Raw genomic sequence first — 20,800 nt, 5'->3', positions numbered from 1 at the left:
CGGTGGCCCTGGCGCTTCTTGTAGCCGGTCTTGTTCTTGAACTTCTGGATCACGATCTTCGGGCCGCGCTCCTCACCGAGAACCTCGGCGGTCACCGTGACCTTGGCGAGCTTGTCGGCGTCGGTCGTGACGGAGTCGCCGTCGACGAACAGCACGGCGGGCAGCTCGATCTTGTCGCCGACCTTCGCGGCCTGGCGATCGAGAACGACGATCGAGCCGACCTCGACCTTCTCCTGTCGCCCGCCGGCGCGCACAACTGCGTAAACCACTTCACACCTGTTTCTTCTGGGAGCGCACGCGCTCGGGATGTCATGAAAGACGTGGCGCGGATGTCTCGACGCACCAAAGGTCTACTTTACCGGATGCCTCACACCCTTGGCAAAAGCATCCACCCTGTGCCCCGACGGCCCCTCCACCCGTTCCGCGTGCATAGGATCGGCGCGTGGCGATCCTGATCGACGACCCCCAGTGGCCCGCTCACGGGCGCCTGTGGGCGCACTTGGTCAGCGACTCGAACCTCGACGAGCTGCACGCGTTCGCCGCGGCGAACGGCATCCCGCGCCGCGGATTCGACCTCGACCACTACGACGTCCCGGATGAGGCGCACGCACGCCTCGTGGCGGCCGGCGCCCGACACGTGAGCGCCCACACTCTCGTGCGGGCGCTCATCGCATCCGGGCTGCGCGTGCGAGCCCGCGACCGGCGCTGAGCCTCCCCTCCTGGGAAGGCGCGCACCGCGTCAGTCTTCGGAGGGCGTGTGCGAGACCGGCGTACCCGTCAGGGCGGCGGTCGTCACGCGGCGGCGCGCCCGTCCCTGCCCCGGCGCCTTCGGCTCGGGGAGCGCGTTGAGCACCGAGTCGAGCAGGAGCTCCTTCTCGGTCTTGGGCGCTGCCGGGGCATCCGCCTTCTTCTTGCGCTTCTTGCGCTCGGGCTTGTCGGCCTTCGCGGGCTTGTCGGCCTTCTCGGCGACGGGGAGCGGCAGGATGGGCTCGGATGCCGCCTGCTCGCGCGCCTCGTCCTCGGTGTGATGGATCGTCGACGCCGCGATCTGCGCGAGGGCGGACTTGACGCCTTCGGTGATCACGTGCGTGCCGGTACCGGGCTGCGACGAGCCGCCGCTCTGGCGCGACGAGCGGCGTCCGCCCTGCGAGCTCGCCGACGCGCGGTGCTTGACCACCGGGTCGTGGTGCACGATGAGGCCACGGCCCGCGCACACCTCGCACGGCTCGCTGAAGGTCTCGAGCAGGCCGAGGCCGAGCTTCTTGCGCGTCATCTGCACGAGGCCGAGCGAGGTCACCTCGGCGACCTGGTGCTTCGTTCGGTCACGGCTCAGGCACTCGACGAGGCGACGAAGCACGAGGTCACGGTTGGACTCGAGCACCATGTCGATGAAGTCGACCACGATGATGCCGCCGATGTCGCGCAGCCGCAGCTGGCGCACGATCTCCTCGGCCGCCTCGAGGTTGTTCTTCGTGACCGTCTCTTCGAGGTTGCCGCCCGAGCCGACGAACTTGCCCGTGTTGACGTCGATGACCGTCATGGCCTCGGTGCGGTCGATCACGAGCGAACCGCCCGAAGGCAGCCACACCTTGCGGTCGAGCGCCTTCTCGATCTGCTCGGTGATGCGGAACTCGTCGAACGGGTCGCCGTCGCCCTCATAGCGCTCGACGCGGTCGAGCAGATCGGGTGCGACCGACTCGAGGTACTTCGTGATGGTGTGGTGCGCATCATCACCCTGGATGAGCATGCGCGAGAAGTCCTCGTTGAAGACGTCGCGGACGATCTTGACGAGGAGATCGGGCTCGGAGTGCAGCAGCGCCGGAGCCTGGATCGTCTCGACCTGCTTCGAGATGTGCTCCCACTGGTTCGTGAGGCGCTGCACGTCGCGCGTGAGCTGCTCCTCGGTCGCGCCCTCGGCCGCCGTGCGGACGATGACGCCCGACGACTCGGGAAGCACCTCCTTGAGGATCTTCTTGAGGCGCGCGCGCTCGGTGTCGGGCAGCTTGCGCGAGATGCCGTTCATGGCACCGCCGGGCACGTACACGAGGTAGCGGCCCGGGAGCGAGATCTGGCTCGTCAGACGCGCGCCCTTGTGGCCGACCGGGTCCTTCGTGACCTGCACGAGCACGCGGTCGCCGGTCTTGAGCGCGAGCTCGATGCGACGCGGCTGGTTGCCGGTCTCGACCGCGTCCCAGTCGACCTCGCCCGAGTACAGCACCGCGTTGCGACCGCGGCCGATGTCGACGAACGCGGCCTCCATGCTCGGCAGCACGTTCTGCACACGGCCGAGGTACACGTTGCCGATGAGCGACGCGTCCTGGTTGCGCGCGACGTAGTGCTCGACGAGCACCTTGTCTTCGAGCACCGCGATCTGGATGCGGCCGTTCTTGGAGCGCACGATCATTTCGCGGTCGACCGCCTCGCGGCGCGCGAGGAACTCGGCCTCGGTCACCACCGCACGGCGACGCCCGGCCTCACGGCCGTCGCGGCGACGCTGCTTCTTGGCCTCGAGGCGCGTGGAGCCCTTGATGCGCTGCGGCTCGGTGATGAGCTCGACGGCGCGCTGCTTGCGCGGTGCGGGCTGGTCGCCCGAATCCTTCGACGAGTCGGATGCCTCGTCGCGCCCTTCTCCCCCGCCACCGCGTCGGCGGCGACGACGAGATCCGGACGAGCCGCTGTCGTCGTCGCGCTGCGGACTCTGTCGGGGCGGCAGGAGCGTGATCTCCGGCGCGTAGAAGTGGAGATCGGTCGAGACCGCCGACACGAACACCTCGGGCAGCAGCCCCAGGCTCTGCGCGGTCGGCGGCGCGGGCGGGGCCTCCTCGGCCGCGGGCTCGGCGTCCTCCGACGACTCGGTCTCAGGCGCCGGCGTCTCGTCGGCGGCCTCCGGCTCCTCGGCCGACTCGGCCTCCGCCGCCTCGGGCTCCGGCGTCTCGACCGGCTCAGCCGGCTCAGTCGCCTCGGCCGCCTCCGTCGTCTGGTCGGCGTTGGACCCGGCATCCGGCTCGGTCCCGGCGGGCGTCTCGGCCGCCTGCTCCGCCTCGTCGACGGAAGTCTGCTCCTGCTCGGTGGCGGAGTCCTCGGAAGCCTCTGCCGCCGCGCCCGACTCCTGCGCCGGCTCGTCGTCGGAGCCCTGCTCGGGATCCGGTGCATCCGGGACGGTGTCGCCCTCGGTCGCCTCGACCGACTCGATGACCGCCTCGGTCTCGACGCTCGCCGCGTCGTCCGCCTCCGCGGACGGCGGAACGGCTACCGGAGCGTCGGATTCGGGGCGGGGGTCGGCGTGTGTGTCATTCTCATCAGCCATCTACGGCGTACTCCCTGCGGGGCGGCACCGCGCGCCGCCCGGCGAAATCTCGTGCTGCGCCGCTCCGTGCCCTCCGGTCCGGGGCGGTGCTGCGAACTCACTCGGTCTGCAGCGGAACCCGGCTCTGTCGGCGGAGTTCGCTGCGGGGGCTGTCATCGCCCGAAGTCTGCGTTGATGCGGTGTTCGCGGCGCGGCCGCGACACATCCCATCCATTATCGCACCTTCCCGGAGGTTTGCCCATCTCGCGGGAACCGGCGCGGTTTCCACGGCGGATGCGGCGGCCTCCGCCCAGTCGTCGATGCCATAATCCGTCGCATGCCCGAACCGCAGACGCACGTGCGTCCCACCGCCACGGCCGTGTGGCTCATCATCGCCGGCGTCATCGGCTGGTGGGCGGCGTTCTCGCTCACGATGGAGCGGCTGCACCTGCTCGAGAACCCGGGCTCGCAGGCATCGTGCGACTTCAGCCCGCTCGTGCAGTGCGGCAAGAACCTCGAGTCGTGGCAGGGCTCGGTGTTCGGGTTCCCGAACCCCATCATCGGGCTCGCGGGGTGGATCGCGCCGATCGTGGTCGGCTTCGCGATCCTCGCGGGCGCGCGCTTCGCGCGGTGGTTCTGGTGGCTGTTCGAACTCGGCATGACGTTCGCGTTCGTGTTCGTCGTGTGGCTCATCGCGCAGAGCATCTTCGTGATCGGAACGCTGTGCCCGTGGTGCATGGTCACGTGGGTCGTGACGATCCCGTCGTTCTACGTCGTGACGCTGCACGTGCTGCGCACCGGGATCCTCCCCGCGCCCGCGTCCATCCGCCGCGGCGCCGAAGAGCTCATGGGCTGGACGCCCCTCCTCGCGGTCGTCAGCTACGCGATCGTCGCGGTCATCGCGCAGCTGCGCCTCGACGTGCTCGGCTCGCTCTTCTGACGCTTCCGGTTGTCGGCGCGGAGTCGTAGCGTCGCCTCATGCGTGTCACGAAACGGATGCCCCGCCCCCGCGCCGCCGCCGGAATGACCCTCGCGGTGGTGGCCATCGGCGCGTTCACGCTGCCGGGGTGCGTGCCGACGTCGGATCCGCCGTCCGCGGTGTGCATCCCCGAGCTGAGCGTGTCGCCCGAGAACCCCAAGCCCGGCCGCATCGTGACGGTCGCGACCACGAACCCGTGCCCCGCGTCCGAAGGCACCGAGTGGGCCGTCCGCATCCAGCCCGACGGCGAGCGCATCCCGCTCGCGCAGGCGCGCGTGGAGCCCGACGCGGACGGATCGTTCGAAGTGTCGATAACGGTCCCACCGACGATCCACCCCGGCCCCGCGATCGCGTGGATCGCGAATTACTGGGAGACGCAGGAGTGCCCCGACGAGGCATCCTGCGCGCCCGCGGAGGTGCGATTCACGGTCGCCGCACCGTAACGCGGCATCCGTCTCGATCCTTCCGGCTCAGCGGAACCAGATCGCGAGCTCGCGCGCGGCCGACTCGGGCGAGTCCGATCCGTGTACGAGGTTCTGCTGCACCTGGAGGCCCCAGTCGCGACCGTAGTCGCCGCGAATGGTGCCGGGGGCGGCGGTGGTCGGATCGGTCGTGCCCGCGAGCGAGCGGAAGCCCTCGATGACGCGGTTGCCCGCGAGGCGGATCGCGACCGACGGGCCCGACATCATGAACTCGAGGAGCGGCTCGTAGAACGGCTTGCCCTCGTGCTCGGCGTAGTGCGCCTCGAGGCGGTCGCGGTCGGGCTCGACGAGCTTGATGTCGACGAGTGAATAGCCCTTCGCTTCGATGCGCGCGAGGATCGCTCCGGTGAGGCCGCGAGCGACGGCATCGGGCTTCACAAGGACGAGGGTCTCTTCGGTGGGCATGTCAGTCTCCGTTCGCCCTGTCGGTCTCGTGGGGGACGTCGGCGACACCGCCGGCTTCGGCGGCCAGTCGCGCGTTGCGGCGGTCGAGCGCCGCCCCCTTGATCGTGGCATACCCCCACATCGCACCGAAAATGAGCGCGACGATCAGGAGCGACGGAAGCAGGATCGCACCCGCGGCGAGCACGAGCTGCCACAGCCACCCGAGCGCGATGGCCCAGCGGTGGCGCAGCAGCCCCGCGGTGACGATCATGAGCACCGCGAGGGTCGCGCCCGCGACGATGCCCCACCACGGTTCGAGGCTCGCGGGCAGCGCCTTCAAGCCGTAGACGACGAGCCCGCCGAGGAACACGACGACCGACTCGAACCCGAGGACGATCGCCCCGAGCGACTCGGCCGCCCCGCGCGGTCGGCGTCCGCGTCGGGCGCTCACGCCTCCCACCCGGACTTCCAGTCCTCGACGGTCGAGAGCGTGAGGGCCTCGCCCGCCAGCACGACGGATCCCGCGATGACGACGGCACGACGGTCGGATGCCGCGGCCCACCGCCGCGCCTCTTCGGCCGCCTCGGCGAGCTCGGGGTGCACCGTGACGCTCACGCCTGCGGCCTCCACGAGATCGGCGATCGCGTCGGCGTCGTTGGCGCGCTCGGAGTCGGGCGACGTCGCGAAGACGTGCGCGGCGAGGGGCGTGATCTCGGCGACGATGCCCGCGGCGTCCTTGTCGGACAGGACGCCCAGCACGACGCCCCACTCGTCGAAGTCGAACGCCTCGCGCAGCGCCGCGACCAGGGAGCGGGCCCCGTGCGGGTTGTGCGCCGCGTCGACGATCACCGTCGGGTCCGCCCCGACGAGCTGCAGGCGTCCGGGCGACGTGACCTGCCCGAGTCCCTCGGCCAGCACGTCACCCGCGATCGCGATCGACCCCGCTCCGATGAGCGACTCGACCGCGGCGATCGCGAGCGCCGCGTTGCGGCCCTGGTGCTGTCCGTAGAGCGGCAGGTACTCCTCCTCGTACGTGGCCGCCAGGCCCCGCACGGTGATGAGCTGCCCGCCGACGGCGAGCCGATCGTCGGTGAGGGCGAACTCCTCCCCCTCGAACGCGATCGACGCACCGCGGCGCGCCGCGACCTCGCGCAGCACGGCGGCCGCGGCGGGATCCTGGTGCGCCGAGACGACGGATGCGCCGTCCTTGATGATCCCTGCCTTGACGCCCGTGATCTCCCGGATCGTGTCGCCCAGGCGGTCGGCGTGGTCGACATCGATCGGCGCGATCACCGCGACGTCTCCGTCGGCCGTGTTCGTGGAGTCCCACGAGCCGCCCATGCCCACCTCGAGCACGAGCACGTCGACCGGAGCGTCCGCGCACGCGACGAACGCGAGCACCGTCAGCAGCTCGAAGAACGTGAGCGGCGCGTCGCCCGCGGCCGCGAGCTCGGCGTCGACGATGTCCACGATGGGCTCGACCTCGTCCCACGCGTCGGCGATCGCGGCATCCGACACGGGCTCGCCGTCGATCATGATGCGCTCGGTGAACCTCTCGAGGTGCGGGCTCGTGAACATGCCCGTGCGCAGGCCGTGCGCGCGCACGAGGCTCTCGATCATTCGGCTCGTCGAGGTCTTCCCGTTCGTGCCCGTCACGTGGACGACGCGATACGTCTTCTGCGGGTCGTCGAGGAGCTCCAGCACGCGGCGCGTGCGCTCGACGCGCGGTTGCACCCACTGCTCCCCCTGCCGCTGCAGGAGGGTCTCGTAGACGCGATCGGCGCGGCGCCGATCCTTTTCGCTCATGCGGATGCCTCCACCTTCGTCACCGCGACCTCGAACGCGCCGCGGTTCGCGAATGTTCCGGCCGCGAACTCGGCGACGTACCCGGGCTCGGGCTTTCCGGGACGGCTGCCGCGAGGCCCGTACAGGGAGTGCTCGACCGCGAGGGTCTCACCGGCGACGTTCGCGACGTCGAACGCCGTCTCGACCGCGACGCGGTCTTCGACATCGTCGAACGCGAGCTCGAGTCGGATGCGGTCGCTCACCTCGAAGCCGGCGGCCTTGCGCGTGTCCTGCACGGCACGGATGACGTCGCGCGCGAGGCCCTCGGCTTCGAGCTCGGGCGTCGTGGTCGTGTCGAGCAGCACGAAGCCCCCCGACGGCAGCAGCGCGATCGCGGTGCCGTCGCCGACACCCCCGGCCTCGAGTGCGAGATCGTACTCGCCGGGTTCCAGCGGGATGCCGTCGACGACCACGACGCCGTCGCGCTCCTCCCACACGCCCGCCTTCGCCCCGGCGATGACATGCTGCACCTGCTTGCCCAGGCGCGGGCCCGCGGCGCGCGCGTTGACCGTGAGGCGCCGGCTGATGCCGTACTCCTCGGCGAGAGTCTCGGTGAGCGGCACGAGCTCGACCGCCTTCACGTTGAGCTCGTCGCGCAGGATGTCCTCGAACTGGGCGAGGGACGCGGCATCCGTCACCGCCACCGTCAGTTTCGCGAGCGGCAGGCGCACGCGCTTGCCCTCCTTCTTGCGGAGCGCGTTCGCGACGCTCGACACCTCGCGGACGGTGTCCATCGCGGAGCGGATGTCGTCGGCGGACGGGAACTGCTCCACATCCGGCCAGTCCTGCAGGTGCACGCTGCGTCCGCCGGTGAGCCCCTGCCACACGCGCTCCGAGATGAGGGGGATGAGCGGTGCCGCCACACGCGTGAGCGTCTCGAGCACCGTGTAGAGGGTGTCGAACGCCTCGCGGCTCGCCGGGTCCTCCGACACGCCCATCCAGAACCGGTCGCGCGAACGCCGGATGTACCAGTTCGTCAGCACCTCGGCGAAGTCGCGCAGCTTCGCCGCTGCGAGCGTCGAGTCGAGCACCTCCAGGTCGGCGGCGACACCGCGCACGAGGTCGCCCGTGAGCGCGAGGATGTACCGGTCGAGCACGTCGGTGGAGTCGGTGCGCCACGACGCCTCGTAGCCCGAGCCCTCTGAGCCGCCGGCCGCGTTCGCGTACGTCGCGAAGAAGTACCACGCGTTCCACAGCGGCAGAAGGAACTCGCGCACGCCGGCGCGGATGCCCTCCTCCGTGACGATGAGGTTGCCGCCGCGCAGCACCGAGCTCGCCATCAGGAACCAGCGCATCGCGTCGGAGCCGTCGCGATCGAAGACCTCGCTCACGTCGGGGTAGTTGCGCAGCGACTTCGACATCTTCTGCCCGTCGCTGCCGAGCACGATGCCGTGGCACGACACGCCCGTGAACGCCGGCCGGTCGAACAGCGCGGTCGACAGCACGTGCATGACGTAGAACCAGCCGCGCGTCTGGCCGATGTACTCGACGATGAAGTCCGCCGGCGAATGCGTCTCGAACCACTCGCGGTTCTCGAACGGGTAGTGCACCTGCGCATACGGCATCGATCCCGAGTCGAACCACACGTCGAACACGTCTTCGATGCGCCGCATCGTGCTGCGGCCGGTCGGGTCGTCTGGGTTCGGGCGCGTAAGCTCGTCGATGAACGGGCGGTGCAGGTCGATCTCGCCCGCCTCGTTGCGCGGCAGCGCGCCGAAGTCGCGCTCGAGCTCCTCGAGCGACCCGTACACATCGACGCGCGGGTACTCCGGGTCGTCGCTCTTCCACACCGGGATCGGCGAGCCCCAGTAGCGGTTGCGGCTCACCGACCAGTCGCGCGCGCCCTCGAGCCACTTGCCGAACTGCCCGTGCTTGACATTCTCGGGCACCCACATGATCTGCTCGTTGTTCTCGAGCATGCGGTCCTTGATCGCGGTCACGCGCACGAACCAGCTCGAGACCGCCTTGTAGATGAGGGGATTGCGGCAGCGCCAGCAGTGCGGGTACGAGTGCTCGTAGCTCGCGAGGCGCAGCAGTCGCCCGTTCTGGCGCAGGAGGCGCACGAGGGGCGTGTTGGCGTCCATCCACAGCTGGCCCGCGACATCCGTCACGTGCGGCAGGAAGCGCCCTCCGTCGTCGAGCGACAGGATCGTCGGGATCCCGGCCGCCTCGGCCACGCGCTGGTCGTCTTCACCGTACGCCGGCGCCTGGTGCACGATGCCCGTGCCGTCGCTGGTCGTCACGTAGTCGTCGGCGATGATGCGCCACGCGTTCTGGGTGCCCCAGGTCTCGGCATCCGCGTAATAGTCGAACAGGCGGTCGTACGAGACCCCGTCGAGCTCGGAGCCCAGGACCACGCGCTCGACCGCCTCGCGCGCCGCCTCGGGCGACTCGTAGCCGAGGTCCTTCGCGTAGCCGCCCAGAAGTTCCTCCGCGAGGAGGTACCGGTGCGCGACGGCGCTCTCGCGGTCATCGCCCGCCGGGACGTCCGAGGCGCCGTTCGGGCCGCCGGGAAGGACGACATAGCGGATGTCGGGACCGACGGCCAGCGCGAGGTTGGTCGGCAGCGTCCACGGGGTCGTCGTCCACGCGAGCGCCCGCACACCGGTGAGGCCGAGCGCCTCGGCCTTCGCGCCGACGAGCGGGAAGGTGACGGTCACGGACGGGTCCTGGCGCATCTTGTACACGTCGTCGTCCATGCGCAGCTCATGGCTCGACAGCGGCGTCTCGTCGCGCCAGCAGTACGGCAGCACGCGGTAGCCCTCGTACGCGAGGCCCTTGTCGTAGAGCGTCTTGAACGCCCACAGCACCGACTCCATATAGGTCGTGTCGAGCGTCTTGTAGCCGCGTTCGAAGTCGACCCAGCGCGCCTGGCGGGTGACGTAGTCCTCCCACTCCCGTGTGTACTCGAGCACCGACTCGCGGGCCTTCGCGTTGAACGCCGCGATGCCCATCTCCTCGATCTGCTGCTTCTCGGTGATGTCGAGCTGCTTCATCGCCTCGAGCTCGGCGGGAAGACCGTGCGTGTCCCACCCGAACACGCGGTCGACCTTGTGGCCGCGCATCGTCTGAAAACGCGGGAAGAGATCCTTCGCGTAGCCGGTCAGAAGGTGCCCGTAGTGCGGCAGACCGTTCGCGAACGGCGGGCCGTCGTAGAAGACCCACTCGGGAGCGCCCTCGCGCTGCGCGATCGACGCGCGGAACGTGTCGTCGTTCTTCCAGAAGTCGAGCACCTCGAGCTCGATCTCGGGGAAGCGCGGGCTCGGCACGACAGCGGACGGCGTCGCATCGGCGGCGGGGCCGAAAGCGGAAGGGCGGGGGTAGGTCATGTCTCTCCAGCAGGTGCTCGAATGCTCATCTGCCGGGACGACCCTCGCGGACCGCGGTACCACCCTGCTTGACCTCGAGGTCTCGTGCGCGAGATGCGCTCGCCCGAGACCCGGGCCCCCTCTCACTGCGGCTGTGACGGGCCTGACCCGTTCGGTTCTACTGACGCCGGGCACGGGGACCCGTCGCGTTCTTCCGAAGACTCCCCGGTGATGGCCGGATCGACGTCGTTCCCCTCGATCTTACCGGCTCGACGATCGTCGTAGGCTTCCCCTGACAGCCCCGAGCTGAGGCGACGATGCCAGACACCCCGTTCCCCCGTCCCGTGATCACGCGCCGCACGCTGCTGACGGCCGCAGGCGCCGGCGCGATGGCGGCCGCGCTCGCGGCCTGCACGGCGGATGCGCCGCCCATCCCCGCCCCGACCGCGATTCCCAGCCCCACCCCGTGGTCCCCGCCCGCCGAGCCGATGGGCTTCCCGACCGGCTTCACGTGGGGAGCCGCCACCAGCGCGTTCCAGGTCGAGGGGTCGCTCACGGCCGACGGGCGCACCCCGTCGGTGTGGGACACGTTCGCCGCCCGTGCGGGGACGATCCGCGACGGGTCGACCGGCGAGCCGGCAGCGGATCAGTACCGGCGGTACGAAGAGGACATCGACCTCATGGCGAGCCTCGGCCTCTCGGCCTACCGCTTCTCACTGTCGTGGTCGCGCATCGTGCCGACCAGCACGGGCACGATCGAATCGCGCGGCATCGACCACTATCGGCGCGTGATCGACGCGCTCGTGTCGCGCGGCATCCGTCCCGCCATCACGCTGTTCCACTGGGACCTGCCGCAATGGGTGCAGGACGCCGGCGGGTGGGTCCAGCGCGAGACGGCGGACCTGTTCGCCGAGTACGCGGCCGCGTGCTTCGAGGCGTTCGGCGACGTGGAAGCCGACTGGATGACGCTCAACGAGCCGAAGACCCACGCGTACGTGGGTCATTGGTACGGGGCGCATGCGCCGGGTCTGCGCTCACCCGACGTCGCCGCGGCGGCCGTGCACCACCAGCTGCTCGCACACGGACGCGCCGTCGAGCGGTTCCGCCTGAGCGGCGCGGCGGGACGCATCGGCATCGCGTTGAACCTCATCCCCGCGTACCCGACCGACCCCGGCGAACCGGAGGCGGCGGTGCGCGTGGACGCCCGCGAGAACCGGCTGTTCCTCGACCCCGTGCTGCTCGGCACGTACCCGGATGACGCCGTGGGCGGCGATGCCGGACAGCTCCCCGCCGACCCGGTGACCTTCGCCGGACTGCAGAAGGCCGGGGACCTCGAGACGATCGCGGCTCCCCTGGACTTCCTCGCGGTGCAGTACTACGGCGTGACGGGCGTCCGCCCCGACGGCCGCGAGACGCAGGTGGCCCCGACGTCCGCGGCGCCGTGGCAGCAGATGCTGCCGGAGGGGATGCACGACCTGCTCACGCGGCTCGCGACGGATTACCCCGCGATCCCGCTGCTGATCACCGAGAACGGCATCCCCGACCGGTCGCCCGCGGTCACGGTGGACGACCCTGAGCGCCTCGAGTTCTTCCGCGCGCACTTCCAGCAGGCATCGCGTGCGATCGCCGACGGGGTGCCGCTCGAGGGGTATTACGTGTGGTCATTGCTCGACAACTTCGAATGGGCGGAGGGGTACACACAGCGGTGGGGCATCATCGCGGTCGACTTCCAGACGCAGGAGCGACTTCCGAAGCGGAGTGCGGAGTTCTACGCCGACGTCATCGCGGCGACCGCGGTGCCGCCCGCGTAACAGACTTCCTGGATCGGATCCATCAACCCTCGAGCGGTGGCAGGATAGACGCTCGTGACAACAGCAGACGCCGCCCCTGCGGCATCCGGTTCCTCCGGTTCCTCCTCCGTCCGCCGCGTGGCCTGGGCCTCGATGGTCGGCACGTCCCTCGAGTCGTTCGACTTCTACGTCTTCGCGTACTTCTCGGCCTTCTTCGTCGGACCCCTCTTCTTCGAGCCGCTCGGCGAGTTCGGCGGCACGCTCCTCGCGTTCTCGACCGTCGCGGTCGCGTTCGTCGTGCGCCCGATCGGCGCGGTGATCTTCGGCCACATGGGCGACCGCCTCGGCCGTCGCGCGACCCTCCTGTGGACGATCGGCATCATGGGCGTCGCGACCGGACTCATCGGCGTGCTGCCGACGTACGCGCAGGCGGGCTGGTTCGGTGCGGTGTTCCTCGTGATCCTCCGCATCGCGCAGGGCCTCTCGCTCGGCGGCGAGTGGGGAGGATCGATCCTCCTCGCGACCGAGCACGCCAACCCGATCAAGCGCGCGTTCTACGCCGCCGTGCCGCAGCTCGGCTCCCCCGTCGGCTCGATCCTGTCGGCGGCTCTCTTCATCGTCATGACGATCGCACTGCCCGCCGACCAACTCGCGGCGTGGGGCTGGCGCATCCCGTTCCTCATCGCTCTGCCGCTGCTCGCGGTGTCGCTCTACCTGCGCATCACGATCACCGAGACGCCCGTGTTCGAGGGCGTCGTCGCGGAGGGTCGGCGAGACAAGGTGCCGTTCCTGACGATGTTCCGCGTGCGCCCCGTCGCGATCCTCATCGCGATCGGCGCCGCGCTCCTCGGCATCGGCTCGTACTCGCTCATGAACACGTACACCGTGAACTACGGCGTGACCGAGCTCGGGTTCAGCTTCCAGGACCTGCTCATCGCGACGACGATCGGCGGCCTGCTGCAACTTGTGACCATCCCCCTCTTCGGTGCGTGGGCCAACCGCATCGGATCGGCGCAGGTCGTCTTGTGGGGCGCCCTGGGCACGCTCCTCGTCACGTTCCCGATGTACTGGCTCCTGCAGTTCGCGACGTTCCCGATCCTCGTCGGCACCATGATCGTCGGCGGCATCCTCCCGACGATGGCCTGGGCTGCGCTCGGCGGGCTCATGAACGATCTGTTCCCCGACCACTTCCGCTACTCCGCGCTGTCGGTCTCGTACGCGTTCGCGGCGACGGTGAGCGGCTTCGTGCCGCTGCTCACGACGGCGCTCGGCGGCGCGACGGACTTCGCGTGGTGGCATCCGGGCATCATCCTCGCCGTGATGTCGGCGGTCACGCTCGTCGCCGCGTGGGCGGCTGCGCGCCTCGCGCGCACGCGTCCCGTGCCCGAGGCGGGGCCCGCTCCCGAGGAGCTCGACGCGCCGGTCGCAGCCGCGCGCTGACGCGATGCGGGTGGCGGATGCCGCGGCATCCGCCACCTCGCGTCGTCGCCGGGCCCGTGTCGCCGACCCGTGACAGGATGAGCGCATGCCCGGCCGCCTCATGCTGCTCGACAGTGCTTCGCTCTACTTCCGCGCGTTCTACGGCGTGCCCGACAAGGTGCGCGCTCCTGACGGCACGCCCGTCAACGCGGTGCGCGGGTTCCTCGACATCATCGCGCGACTCGTCACGACGTACACGCCGACCGACCTCGTCGCGTGCTGGGACGACGATTGGCGCCCGCAGTGGCGCGTCGACCTCATCCCGTCGTACAAGACGCACCGCGTCGCGCAGGTCGTGGAGGGTGCTCCCGACATCGAGGTCGTGCCCGATCCGCTCGAGGTGCAGGTGCCGATCATCCGCGAAGCGCTCGCGGCGGTCGGCATCGTCATCGTCGGAGCCGCCGAGCACGAGGCCGACGACGTCATCGGCACGCTCGCGACGCGCGCGACACAGCCTGTCGACATCGTGACGGGCGACCGCGATCTCTTCCAGCTCGTCGACGACGCGCGCGACGTGCGGGTCGTCTACACCGCGCGGGGCATGAGCAACCTCGAGGTCGTGACCGACGAGACCGTCGTCAAGAAGTACGGGGTGCTGCCGCAGCAGTACGCCGACTTCGCGACGCTGCGCGGGGACTCCTCCGACGGTCTTCCGGGCGTCGCGGGCATCGGCGAGAAGTCGGCGGCCGGGCTCCTCGCCGCGTACGGCGACCTCCCGGGCATCATCGCCGCCGCCGAGAGCGGCGAGGGCGGCATGAGCGCGGGCGTTCGCGCCAAGATCACCGCCGGCCTTCCGTACCTGGCGGTCGCGCCCGAAGTCGTCGGGGTCGTCCGCGACCTCGACCTGCCCGACGTCGACGCGCGTCTGCGTCCGCTGCACGACTCCGCGAAGACGGATGCGGCGGCCTTCGCCGAGCACTGGGGACTCGGCGGCTCGATGACGCGGCTCATCGAGGCGCTCGACCGGGTCGAGACGGACTGACGAGGGCGCGTCCGGGCTCAGCGCCCGGGGCGCCGTGCCGCGGCGATGGCACCCAGGAGCGTCGCGCAGTAGCCGATCGCGAGCACGACAAGCAGCACGAGGGCGGACGTCCACTCCCCCGTCGCCTCGTGCAGCGCGCCCACGACCGGCGCACCGAGGGCGCCGATCGCGTATCCGACGCCCTGCACGAGCGCCGACAGCCCGGCGGCCTCGGCGTCGTCGCGCGCGACCGCGACGAGCGCGGAGAAGATGACGACGAAGCCGCCCGCGTGCCCGATCGCGCCGATCGACAGCCACACCCACAGCGGCCCCGGATCGACGAGGAGGCCGATCGTGACGACGAGCCACGACGCGCAGATCACGAGGGGCGTCACGATCCGCGGAGTGAAGCGCATGAGCAGCGGCACGAGGAACGCCCCCGCGATGCCGACACCCTGGTAGACGGACGCGATCGCGCCGGCGGATGCCGCGTCGAGCTGCAGCTCATCGGCGGCGAACGTCGGCAACCACGTCGACAGCGCGTAGTAGATCGTGCACTGGAGCGCGAACGAGGCGACGAGCAGCCACGTGACGGGGCGGCGGAGCATCCGTCTGTGTCGGGTGACGACGGGAAGCGGTCCCGTGAGGATCTCGGGATCGACGTCTCGCCCAGGTGTCGGTGCGGACGCCGCCGGCGCCGGGACCCCGGAGTACTGCTCGTCGGGATCCTCGCCGGCTCGCCGCTCGCGCTGCAGGTGCGCGGCCCACACGATGATGCCGGCGATCGTGATGACCGACCACGTGAGCAGTGCCGCCGGCCACCCGAGCACCGACGCGAGCGGCGCGGTGAGCAGCGACGTGATGAGCGATCCGGCGTTGAGCATCGCGGCGTACGCCGCGGTAACGATCGCGACGCGCTCGGGACGCACGTCCCGGCGGATGATGACCGGGATGACGACGTTGCCGATCGTGATGGACGCGCCGATCACGACCATCCCGGTCAGCATCGAGCCGAAGCCGGGCAGAGCGCGGATGAACGTGCCGAGAAGCACACCGCTGAGAGAGAGGACCAGCGCCGTCTCGGCGCCCGCCCGTCGGATCACGACGGCCGCGACCGGCGTGAGCAGCGCGAACATGAGCACGGGAGCCGTCGTGAGCAGGCCCGCGGCCGTCGACCCGACGTCGAGATCGCGCTCGATGGCCGACAGCACGGGGGTGGGCGCCACGATGGGTCCGCGCAGGCTCAACGCCGCGACGAGCACGCCCGTGATCACGAGCCACGGCATCCGGCTTCTCGCGTCGGATGCCGGGCGCACGTTCACCTCACGAGTCTAGGCGGCCGCCTCCAGGCGCAGCCCGGTGGCGATCGCGTTGCGCGCCCAGTGGTAATGGTTGCCGCCGCACTCCAGCGCGAACTCGCCGAGCGGCGAACCCTGCGTCCAGGGGTGGATGTCGGGGTCGCTGAGCTCGGCGTCGGAGTGCAGCGCGACATCCGCCTGCAGCGACTGATGGGACGCCTTCAGCAGCGCGAGCAGGTCGTGCAGGCTCGTGTCCTGCCACTGCTGACGCAGATCCTCGTTGAGCTCGGCGAGCTGCGACCACGAGTATCCGTCGGCGGGGATCGCGGGGATGCCGCCGGTCGTCCCCTCGGCGTACCAGCCCTCGAAGAGGATGTGCCACGCGTGCAGGTGGGCGACGACGTCTCGCACGTTGCGATCGCGCCCGTCGCCGGCGAACTCCTCGTCGAGGCGCTCCGGAGGCAGCGAGTCGATCAGCCCGATGAGCGCCTCGAACTCCTCGTCGTTGCGCTCGAGCAGCTCGTCCCTCGTGAAGTCCACCATCATCCGAACGTACCGTTGCCGGGCGGAGTCGGGCGAGGGTTCATCCGGGGGCTCATCGGGGGCGCCGCAGCCACTCACGCAGCCGTTCCAGGGGCCACGTCGTGACGATCCGGTCGGCGGGCACGCCCGCACGCTCGGCGCGCTCGGCGCCGTAGTCGATGAGCGAGAGCTGGCCGGGCGCGTGCGCGTCGGAGTCGATCGAGAAGAGGCATCCGATCTCGAGTGCGAGCGCGAGAAGCTCGTCGGGCGGATCCTGACGCTCCGGCCGCGAGTTGATCTCGACGGCGACGCCGTGCTCCGCGCACGCCTCGAACACCGCGCGCGCGTCGAACGTCGACTGCGGGCGTGTACCGCGCGACCCCTCGACGAGCCGACCCGTCACGTGCCCGAGCACATCCGTGCGCGGGTTCGACACCGCCTCGACGAAGCGGCGCGTCATCGGCCCGGAATCCATCCGGAGCTTGGAGTGCGCCGACGCCACGACGACGTCGAGCTCGTCGAGCAGCTCGGGCTCCTGGTCGAGCGCACCGTCATCGAGGATGTCGACCTCGATGCCCCACAGAAGCGTGAACTTCTCGTCGCGGAAGCGCTCGACGACCTCGCGCTGCGCGCGCAGTCGCTCGGCCGAGAGTCCGTTGGCGACCCGCAGACGCGGTGAGTGGTCGGTGAGCGCGAGGTATTCGTGCCCCAGGATGCGCGCCGTCTCGACCATGAGGTCGATCGAGGTGAGCCCGTCCGACCAGTCGCTGTGGCTGTGCAGATCGCCGCGCAACTGAGCACGCAGATTCGATTCGCGCTGCACTCCTGCGCGCTCGCGCAGATCCGCCAGGTAGGCGGGGACGCCGCCGGCGAGTGCCTCTTGGATGACCGCGAACGTCGACTCGCCGATTCCCTTTCGGCGACGGAGGGACGCCGCGTCGCGCAGGTCCTCGTCGCTCAGCCCCGCGATCGCGTCGGCCGCCGCCCGGAACGCCTTCGACTTGTAGCGTGACGACCGCTCGCGCTCGAGGAGCGTCGCGATCTCGATGAGGGCATCACGCGGATGCATCGCGGTCTCCGCGGGACGCGCCGCTCATGCCGGGCGGGTCACTCCCCCGGCGCGGCGAACGCCGAACGCTTCACGACGACGGGCGCCACAGCGAGCCGGTGCAGCGCCCATCCGAACATGATCGAGAGCACACCGACCGCGGCGGCGAAGGCGGCGACGCCGTACGAGACGACGGATGTGAACAGCGACGCGCGCAGGAACGACGCGTTCATCATCGTGGCGCGGATCGGGTCGTCCTGCGCAAGCTCGGCGTACGTCTGGCCGCCGGAGGCCTCGAGCGCGTGGCGGTTGATGATGTCGGCCTGCACGTACGCCGTGAAGGGGCCCGACACCTGTTGACCCTGGAACGCCATCGCGTCGTCGGGGATCGTGATGTTCTCGGCGCGCAGCTGCATCGTCACGACGATCCACACGACGATCGCGACGACGATGAGTGCGATGCCCGCGAGGATGCCGAGGATCCCGACGACCTTCACGCCCCCCGTCTTGCGGGCGGGCGGGGCGATCGCGTCTGGGGCCTCGGGGGCGGCGGCGTCTGACATGGCGAGCTCCTCTTCGAATTCCCGAACGGATGCTGCGGCAAACCTAGCGTCCGGCGGCGACACGCCGCCAGAGCGCTGCGCGCGTGTGCGGAGAAGGGGCGGTCAGGCGGGCGCGAGCGAGGTCGTGACCTCGATCCAGCGGTCGAGCGTCGCCGCCGCCCTGCCCTCGTCGATGGCCGCCGCGCCGAGCTCCATCGCCTCGCCGAGGCGCTCGAGGATCGGGCGCTGCACTTCGGATGCGTCGCGGAACAGGCGATACGCCACGATGCCGGCCGCGGCGTTGAGCAGCACGATGTCGCGCACCGGACCCTTCTCGCCCGCGAGCACGCGTCGCACGACCTCGGCGTTGTGCGCGGGATCGCCACCGAGGAGGTCGTCGATGTCGGCGAGCGGGATTCCGAGATCGCGCGGATCGAGATCGTGCTCGTGGATGTCGCCGCGACTCACCTCCCACAGGCGGCTGTGGCCGGTCGTCGTGAGCTCGTCGAGCCCGTCGTCGCCGCGGAACACGAGTGCCGTCGCACCGCGCGTGCGGAACACGCCCGTGATGAGCGGCACGCGGTCGAGGTGCGCGACGCCGACCGCATTCGCCTCGGCGCGGGCCGGGTTGCACAGCGGACCGAGGAAGTTGAACACCGTCGGGACGCCGAGCTCGGCGCGCGTCGGACCCGCGTGCCGGAAGCCGGGGTGGAAGGCGGTCGCGAACACGAACGTGAGTCCGGCCCGGTCGAGCGTCTCTGCGACCGCCTCGGGCGAGAGCTCGAGGTCGACGCCGAGCGCGCGGAGCACGTCGGACGAGCCCGACGAGCTGCTGGCGGCCTTGTTGCCGTGCTTGACGACGGGGATCCCGGATGCGGCGGCCACGATCGCCGCCGTCGTCGACACGTTCACCGTGCCGAAGCGGTCGCCGCCGGTGCCGACGATGTCGAGCACGTCGGGAGACACGGGAAGCGGAAGCGCTGCCTCGAGGATCGCGTCGCGGAATCCGACGATCTCATCGACCGTCTCGCCCTTCGCGCGCAGAGCCACCAGGAACGCGCCCAGCTGGGACGGCGTCGCCGACCCGCTCATGATCTGACGCATCGCCCACGTCGACTCGGACACGCTCAGGTCCTTGCCGTCGAGCAGGCTCGAGAGGATCTCCGGCCACGAGTACAGCTCCGCCATGACCCAGAAGCCTAGTGCGCGACAGGGGCACGCCGATCGCCGAGTGAGCCGCCGAATGGGGATGGTTCGGGCCGCCCGACAGTCGTCTGGCGATCTCCCGGCGGGTTGTCAGCCCCCTCTTAGGTGGCCCGAAGTTCTCTTTCAGCCCGCTGGATGATCGGCGGTGCATGAAGCGTCTCTCAGGATCAGCCATAATGGGGACGTGACGAGCACGCCAGCGACCTATTCCCAGGCCATGCGATCCGTCAAGCGTCCTGATCCGGTCGCTGTCGGAACGATCGTTTGGCTCGGCAGCGAGGTGATGTTCTTCGCGGGACTCTTCGCGATCTACTTCACCCTGCGGGCCACGTCCCCTGAACTGTGGGCGGACCGCACCGCGCTGCTGAACATCCCCTTCGCCGCCGTGAACACGCTCATCCTGGTGCTTTCGAGCTTCACCTGCCAGATGGGCGTCTTCGCCGCTGAGCGGTTCCAGCCGTACCGTACGGGCGGCTTCTGGAACGTCCGCCGGTGGGGCATGGTCGAGTGGTTCTTCCTCACCTTCTTCATGGGCGCCGTCTTCGTGTCCGGCCAGGTGTGGGAGTACGCACAGCTGGTGTTCGAGGGCATGCCGATCCAGGCCGACTCGTATGCGTCTGCCTTCTACCTCACGACGGGCTTCCACGCCCTGCACGTGACCGGCGGTCTCATCGCGTTCCTGCTCGTCATCGGCCGCGCGTACGCGGTCCGCAACTTCGGGCGCAAGGAGATGACGTCCTCCATCGTCGTGTCGTACTACTGGCACTTCGTGGACGTCGTCTGGATCGCGCTGTTCATCGTCATCTACTTCCTGAGATAGAGCGGAGCGGAATCCCGACATGGCACGAGAGAGCAAGCGCCGCTCGCACGGGCGCCGGAGTCCCTGGGCGGCGGCCGCCCTCATCGGTATCGGTCTTCTGATCACCGGTGGCGTCTACGCCGGCGCGTCGGCGGCGATGGCCGCGACGGCGGAGCCGTCGGCCTCGAGCACCCTGACCGTCGAAGACGGCAAGCTGCTGTTCCAGGCGAACTGCGCCACCTGCCACGGCCTCAACCTCGAGGGGTCGGAAGACGGCCCCTCGCTGTACGGCGTCGGTGAGCTTTCGGTCGAGTTCCAGCTCGCGACCGGGCGCATGCCGCTGCAGATGCAGGGGCCGCAGGCTCCGCAGAAGCCGCCGCAGTTCACCCAGGAGCAGATCGAGGCGATCGCCGCCTACGTGCAGTCGACCTCGCCCGGCCCGACGTACCCCGACCCGGAGGTGCTCGACGGCGAGGGCGACATCGCGCGCGGAGCCGAGCTGTTCCGCATCAACTGCGCGATGTGCCACAACGTCGCCGCCGCCGGCGGCGCGCTCACCGAGGGCAAGTACGCCCCCGCTCTCCACACCACGAGCCCGCTGCACATGTACGCGGCGATGGTGACGGGTCCGCAGAACATGCCCGTGTTCGGCGATATGAACCTCTCGCTCGAAGACAAGCGCGACATCATCTCGGCGCTCATCTTCCTGCAGAACGAGGAGTCCGCCGGAGGCTTCACGCTCGGCTCGCTGGGCCCGGTCTCGGAGGGCCTGTTCATCTGGATCTTCGGCATCGGTGCGCTGATCGCCATCACCGTGTGGATCACGGCGAAGTCCAACTGAATCGACGACGACACTCACGCGAAGAGGACA

Annotated in this window: 19 protein-coding genes; 8 read left to right on the top strand and 11 right to left on the bottom strand. The window is 70.1% G+C overall.

The genetic code is table 11. From position 1 onward, the window contains the following. Nucleotides 1-269 (bottom strand): 50S ribosomal protein L21 (gene rplU / locus VNR19_RS01765; RefSeq protein ID WP_325723302.1); only part of this gene is annotated, 269 nt, incomplete at its 3' end. A gap of 173 nt (nt 270-442) precedes the next feature. On the opposite strand from rplU, the gene VNR19_RS01760 reads away from it, so the two are divergent. Beyond that, nucleotides 443-709: a DUF4031 domain-containing protein gene (locus tag VNR19_RS01760; RefSeq protein ID WP_325723300.1), complete on the top strand. Its 267-nt coding sequence runs from the start codon at nt 443-445 to the stop codon at nt 707-709. Between the two features lie 30 nt (nt 710-739). On the opposite strand, the gene VNR19_RS01755 is transcribed toward VNR19_RS01760, so the two are convergent. Next, complete coding sequence (locus tag VNR19_RS01755; RefSeq protein ID WP_325723298.1) at nt 740-3,307, bottom strand: Rne/Rng family ribonuclease; 2,568 nt, start codon at nt 3,305-3,307, stop codon at nt 740-742. Nucleotides 3,308-3,623: 316 nt separating this feature from the next. On the opposite strand from VNR19_RS01755, the gene VNR19_RS01750 reads away from it, so the two are divergent. Further along, nucleotides 3,624-4,226 (top strand): vitamin K epoxide reductase family protein, encoded by a 603-nt coding sequence (locus VNR19_RS01750; RefSeq protein ID WP_325723296.1) that lies wholly within the window; start codon nt 3,624-3,626, stop codon nt 4,224-4,226. A 38-nt stretch (nt 4,227-4,264) separates the two neighbouring features. Continuing rightward, on the top strand, nt 4,265-4,708 hold the full coding sequence (locus VNR19_RS01745; RefSeq protein WP_325723294.1) for a hypothetical protein: 444 nt from the start codon (nt 4,265-4,267) through the stop codon (nt 4,706-4,708). Between the two features lie 27 nt (nt 4,709-4,735). Here the strand turns inward: VNR19_RS01745 and ndk are convergent, their stop codons facing one another. The 4 genes from ndk to ileS are packed head-to-tail and all read right to left on the bottom strand — an operon-like array spanning nt 4,736 to nt 10,305. Continuing rightward, nucleotides 4,736-5,152 (bottom strand): nucleoside-diphosphate kinase, encoded by a 417-nt coding sequence (gene ndk, locus VNR19_RS01740; protein ID WP_325723292.1) that lies wholly within the window; start codon nt 5,150-5,152, stop codon nt 4,736-4,738. Between the two features lies 1 nt (nt 5,153). Next, nucleotides 5,154-5,582, bottom strand: a complete 429-nt coding sequence (locus tag VNR19_RS01735; protein ID WP_325723290.1) for a DUF4233 domain-containing protein — start codon at nt 5,580-5,582, stop codon at nt 5,154-5,156. Continuing rightward, nucleotides 5,579-6,937, bottom strand: coding sequence for a bifunctional folylpolyglutamate synthase/dihydrofolate synthase (locus VNR19_RS01730; RefSeq protein ID WP_325723289.1), 1,359 nt, complete (start codon nt 6,935-6,937; stop codon nt 5,579-5,581). Before VNR19_RS01730 ends, VNR19_RS01735 begins: the two co-directional genes overlap by 4 nt. After that, entirely contained in the window at nt 6,934-10,305 is a 3,372-nt protein-coding gene (ileS, locus tag VNR19_RS01725) for an isoleucine--tRNA ligase (RefSeq protein ID WP_325723287.1), read from the bottom strand. The genes VNR19_RS01730 and ileS overlap by 4 nt, the downstream gene beginning before the upstream one ends. A 296-nt stretch (nt 10,306-10,601) precedes the next feature. Here ileS and VNR19_RS01720 point away from each other — a divergent pair, with 296 nt between their 5' ends. The 3 genes from VNR19_RS01720 to VNR19_RS01710 all read left to right on the top strand — a co-directional run bounded on the left by VNR19_RS01720 (nt 10,602) and on the right by VNR19_RS01710 (nt 14,535). Beyond that, complete coding sequence (locus tag VNR19_RS01720) at nt 10,602-12,095, top strand: GH1 family beta-glucosidase (RefSeq protein WP_325723284.1); 1,494 nt, start codon at nt 10,602-10,604, stop codon at nt 12,093-12,095. Nucleotides 12,096-12,149: 54 nt separating this feature from the next. Beyond that, on the top strand, nt 12,150-13,514 hold the full coding sequence (locus VNR19_RS01715; RefSeq protein ID WP_325723282.1) for an MFS transporter: 1,365 nt from the start codon (nt 12,150-12,152) through the stop codon (nt 13,512-13,514). Nucleotides 13,515-13,599: 85 nt separating this feature from the next. Continuing rightward, the gene (locus tag VNR19_RS01710; RefSeq protein WP_325723280.1) at nt 13,600-14,535 is read left to right on the top strand and encodes a 5'-3' exonuclease; all 936 of its coding nucleotides are present in this window, start codon (nt 13,600-13,602) and stop codon (nt 14,533-14,535) included. Nucleotides 14,536-14,552: 17 nt separating this feature from the next. Here VNR19_RS01710 and VNR19_RS01705 read toward each other — a convergent pair whose 3' ends face one another. The 5 genes from VNR19_RS01705 to trpD all read right to left on the bottom strand — a co-directional run bounded on the left by VNR19_RS01705 (nt 14,553) and on the right by trpD (nt 19,112). After that, entirely contained in the window at nt 14,553-15,836 is a 1,284-nt protein-coding gene (locus tag VNR19_RS01705; protein ID WP_325723278.1) for an MFS transporter, read from the bottom strand. Nucleotides 15,837-15,845: 9 nt separating this feature from the next. Then, complete coding sequence (locus VNR19_RS01700; RefSeq protein WP_325723276.1) at nt 15,846-16,352, bottom strand: ClbS/DfsB family four-helix bundle protein; 507 nt, start codon at nt 16,350-16,352, stop codon at nt 15,846-15,848. Between the two features lie 55 nt (nt 16,353-16,407). Further along, a complete protein-coding gene (locus tag VNR19_RS01695; protein ID WP_325723274.1) occupies nt 16,408-17,403 on the bottom strand; it encodes a PHP domain-containing protein in 996 nt (331 codons plus the stop codon). 38 nt (nt 17,404-17,441) lie between these two features. After that, the gene (locus tag VNR19_RS01690) at nt 17,442-17,945 is read right to left on the bottom strand and encodes an aromatic ring-opening dioxygenase LigA (protein WP_325723272.1); all 504 of its coding nucleotides are present in this window, start codon (nt 17,943-17,945) and stop codon (nt 17,442-17,444) included. A 102-nt stretch (nt 17,946-18,047) separates the two neighbouring features. Then, nucleotides 18,048-19,112 (bottom strand): anthranilate phosphoribosyltransferase, encoded by a 1,065-nt coding sequence (trpD, locus tag VNR19_RS01685; protein WP_325723270.1) that lies wholly within the window; start codon nt 19,110-19,112, stop codon nt 18,048-18,050. A gap of 235 nt (nt 19,113-19,347) precedes the next feature. On the opposite strand from trpD, the gene ctaE reads away from it, so the two are divergent. Both ctaE and qcrC read left to right on the top strand, forming a co-directional pair. Next, on the top strand, nt 19,348-19,950 hold the full coding sequence (ctaE, locus tag VNR19_RS01680) for an aa3-type cytochrome oxidase subunit III (protein ID WP_325723310.1): 603 nt from the start codon (nt 19,348-19,350) through the stop codon (nt 19,948-19,950). 19 nt (nt 19,951-19,969) lie between these two features. Next, on the top strand, nt 19,970-20,770 hold the full coding sequence (qcrC, locus tag VNR19_RS01675) for a cytochrome bc1 complex diheme cytochrome c subunit (protein ID WP_325031840.1): 801 nt from the start codon (nt 19,970-19,972) through the stop codon (nt 20,768-20,770). The last annotated feature ends 30 nt before the right edge of the window (nt 20,771-20,800 follow it).

Origin of the sequence: Microbacterium sp., assembly GCF_035556355.1 — a bacterium.
Classification (GTDB): Bacteria; Actinomycetota; Actinomycetes; order Actinomycetales; family Microbacteriaceae; genus Microbacterium.
This window is presented reverse-complemented; position numbering and strand designations above follow the sequence as displayed.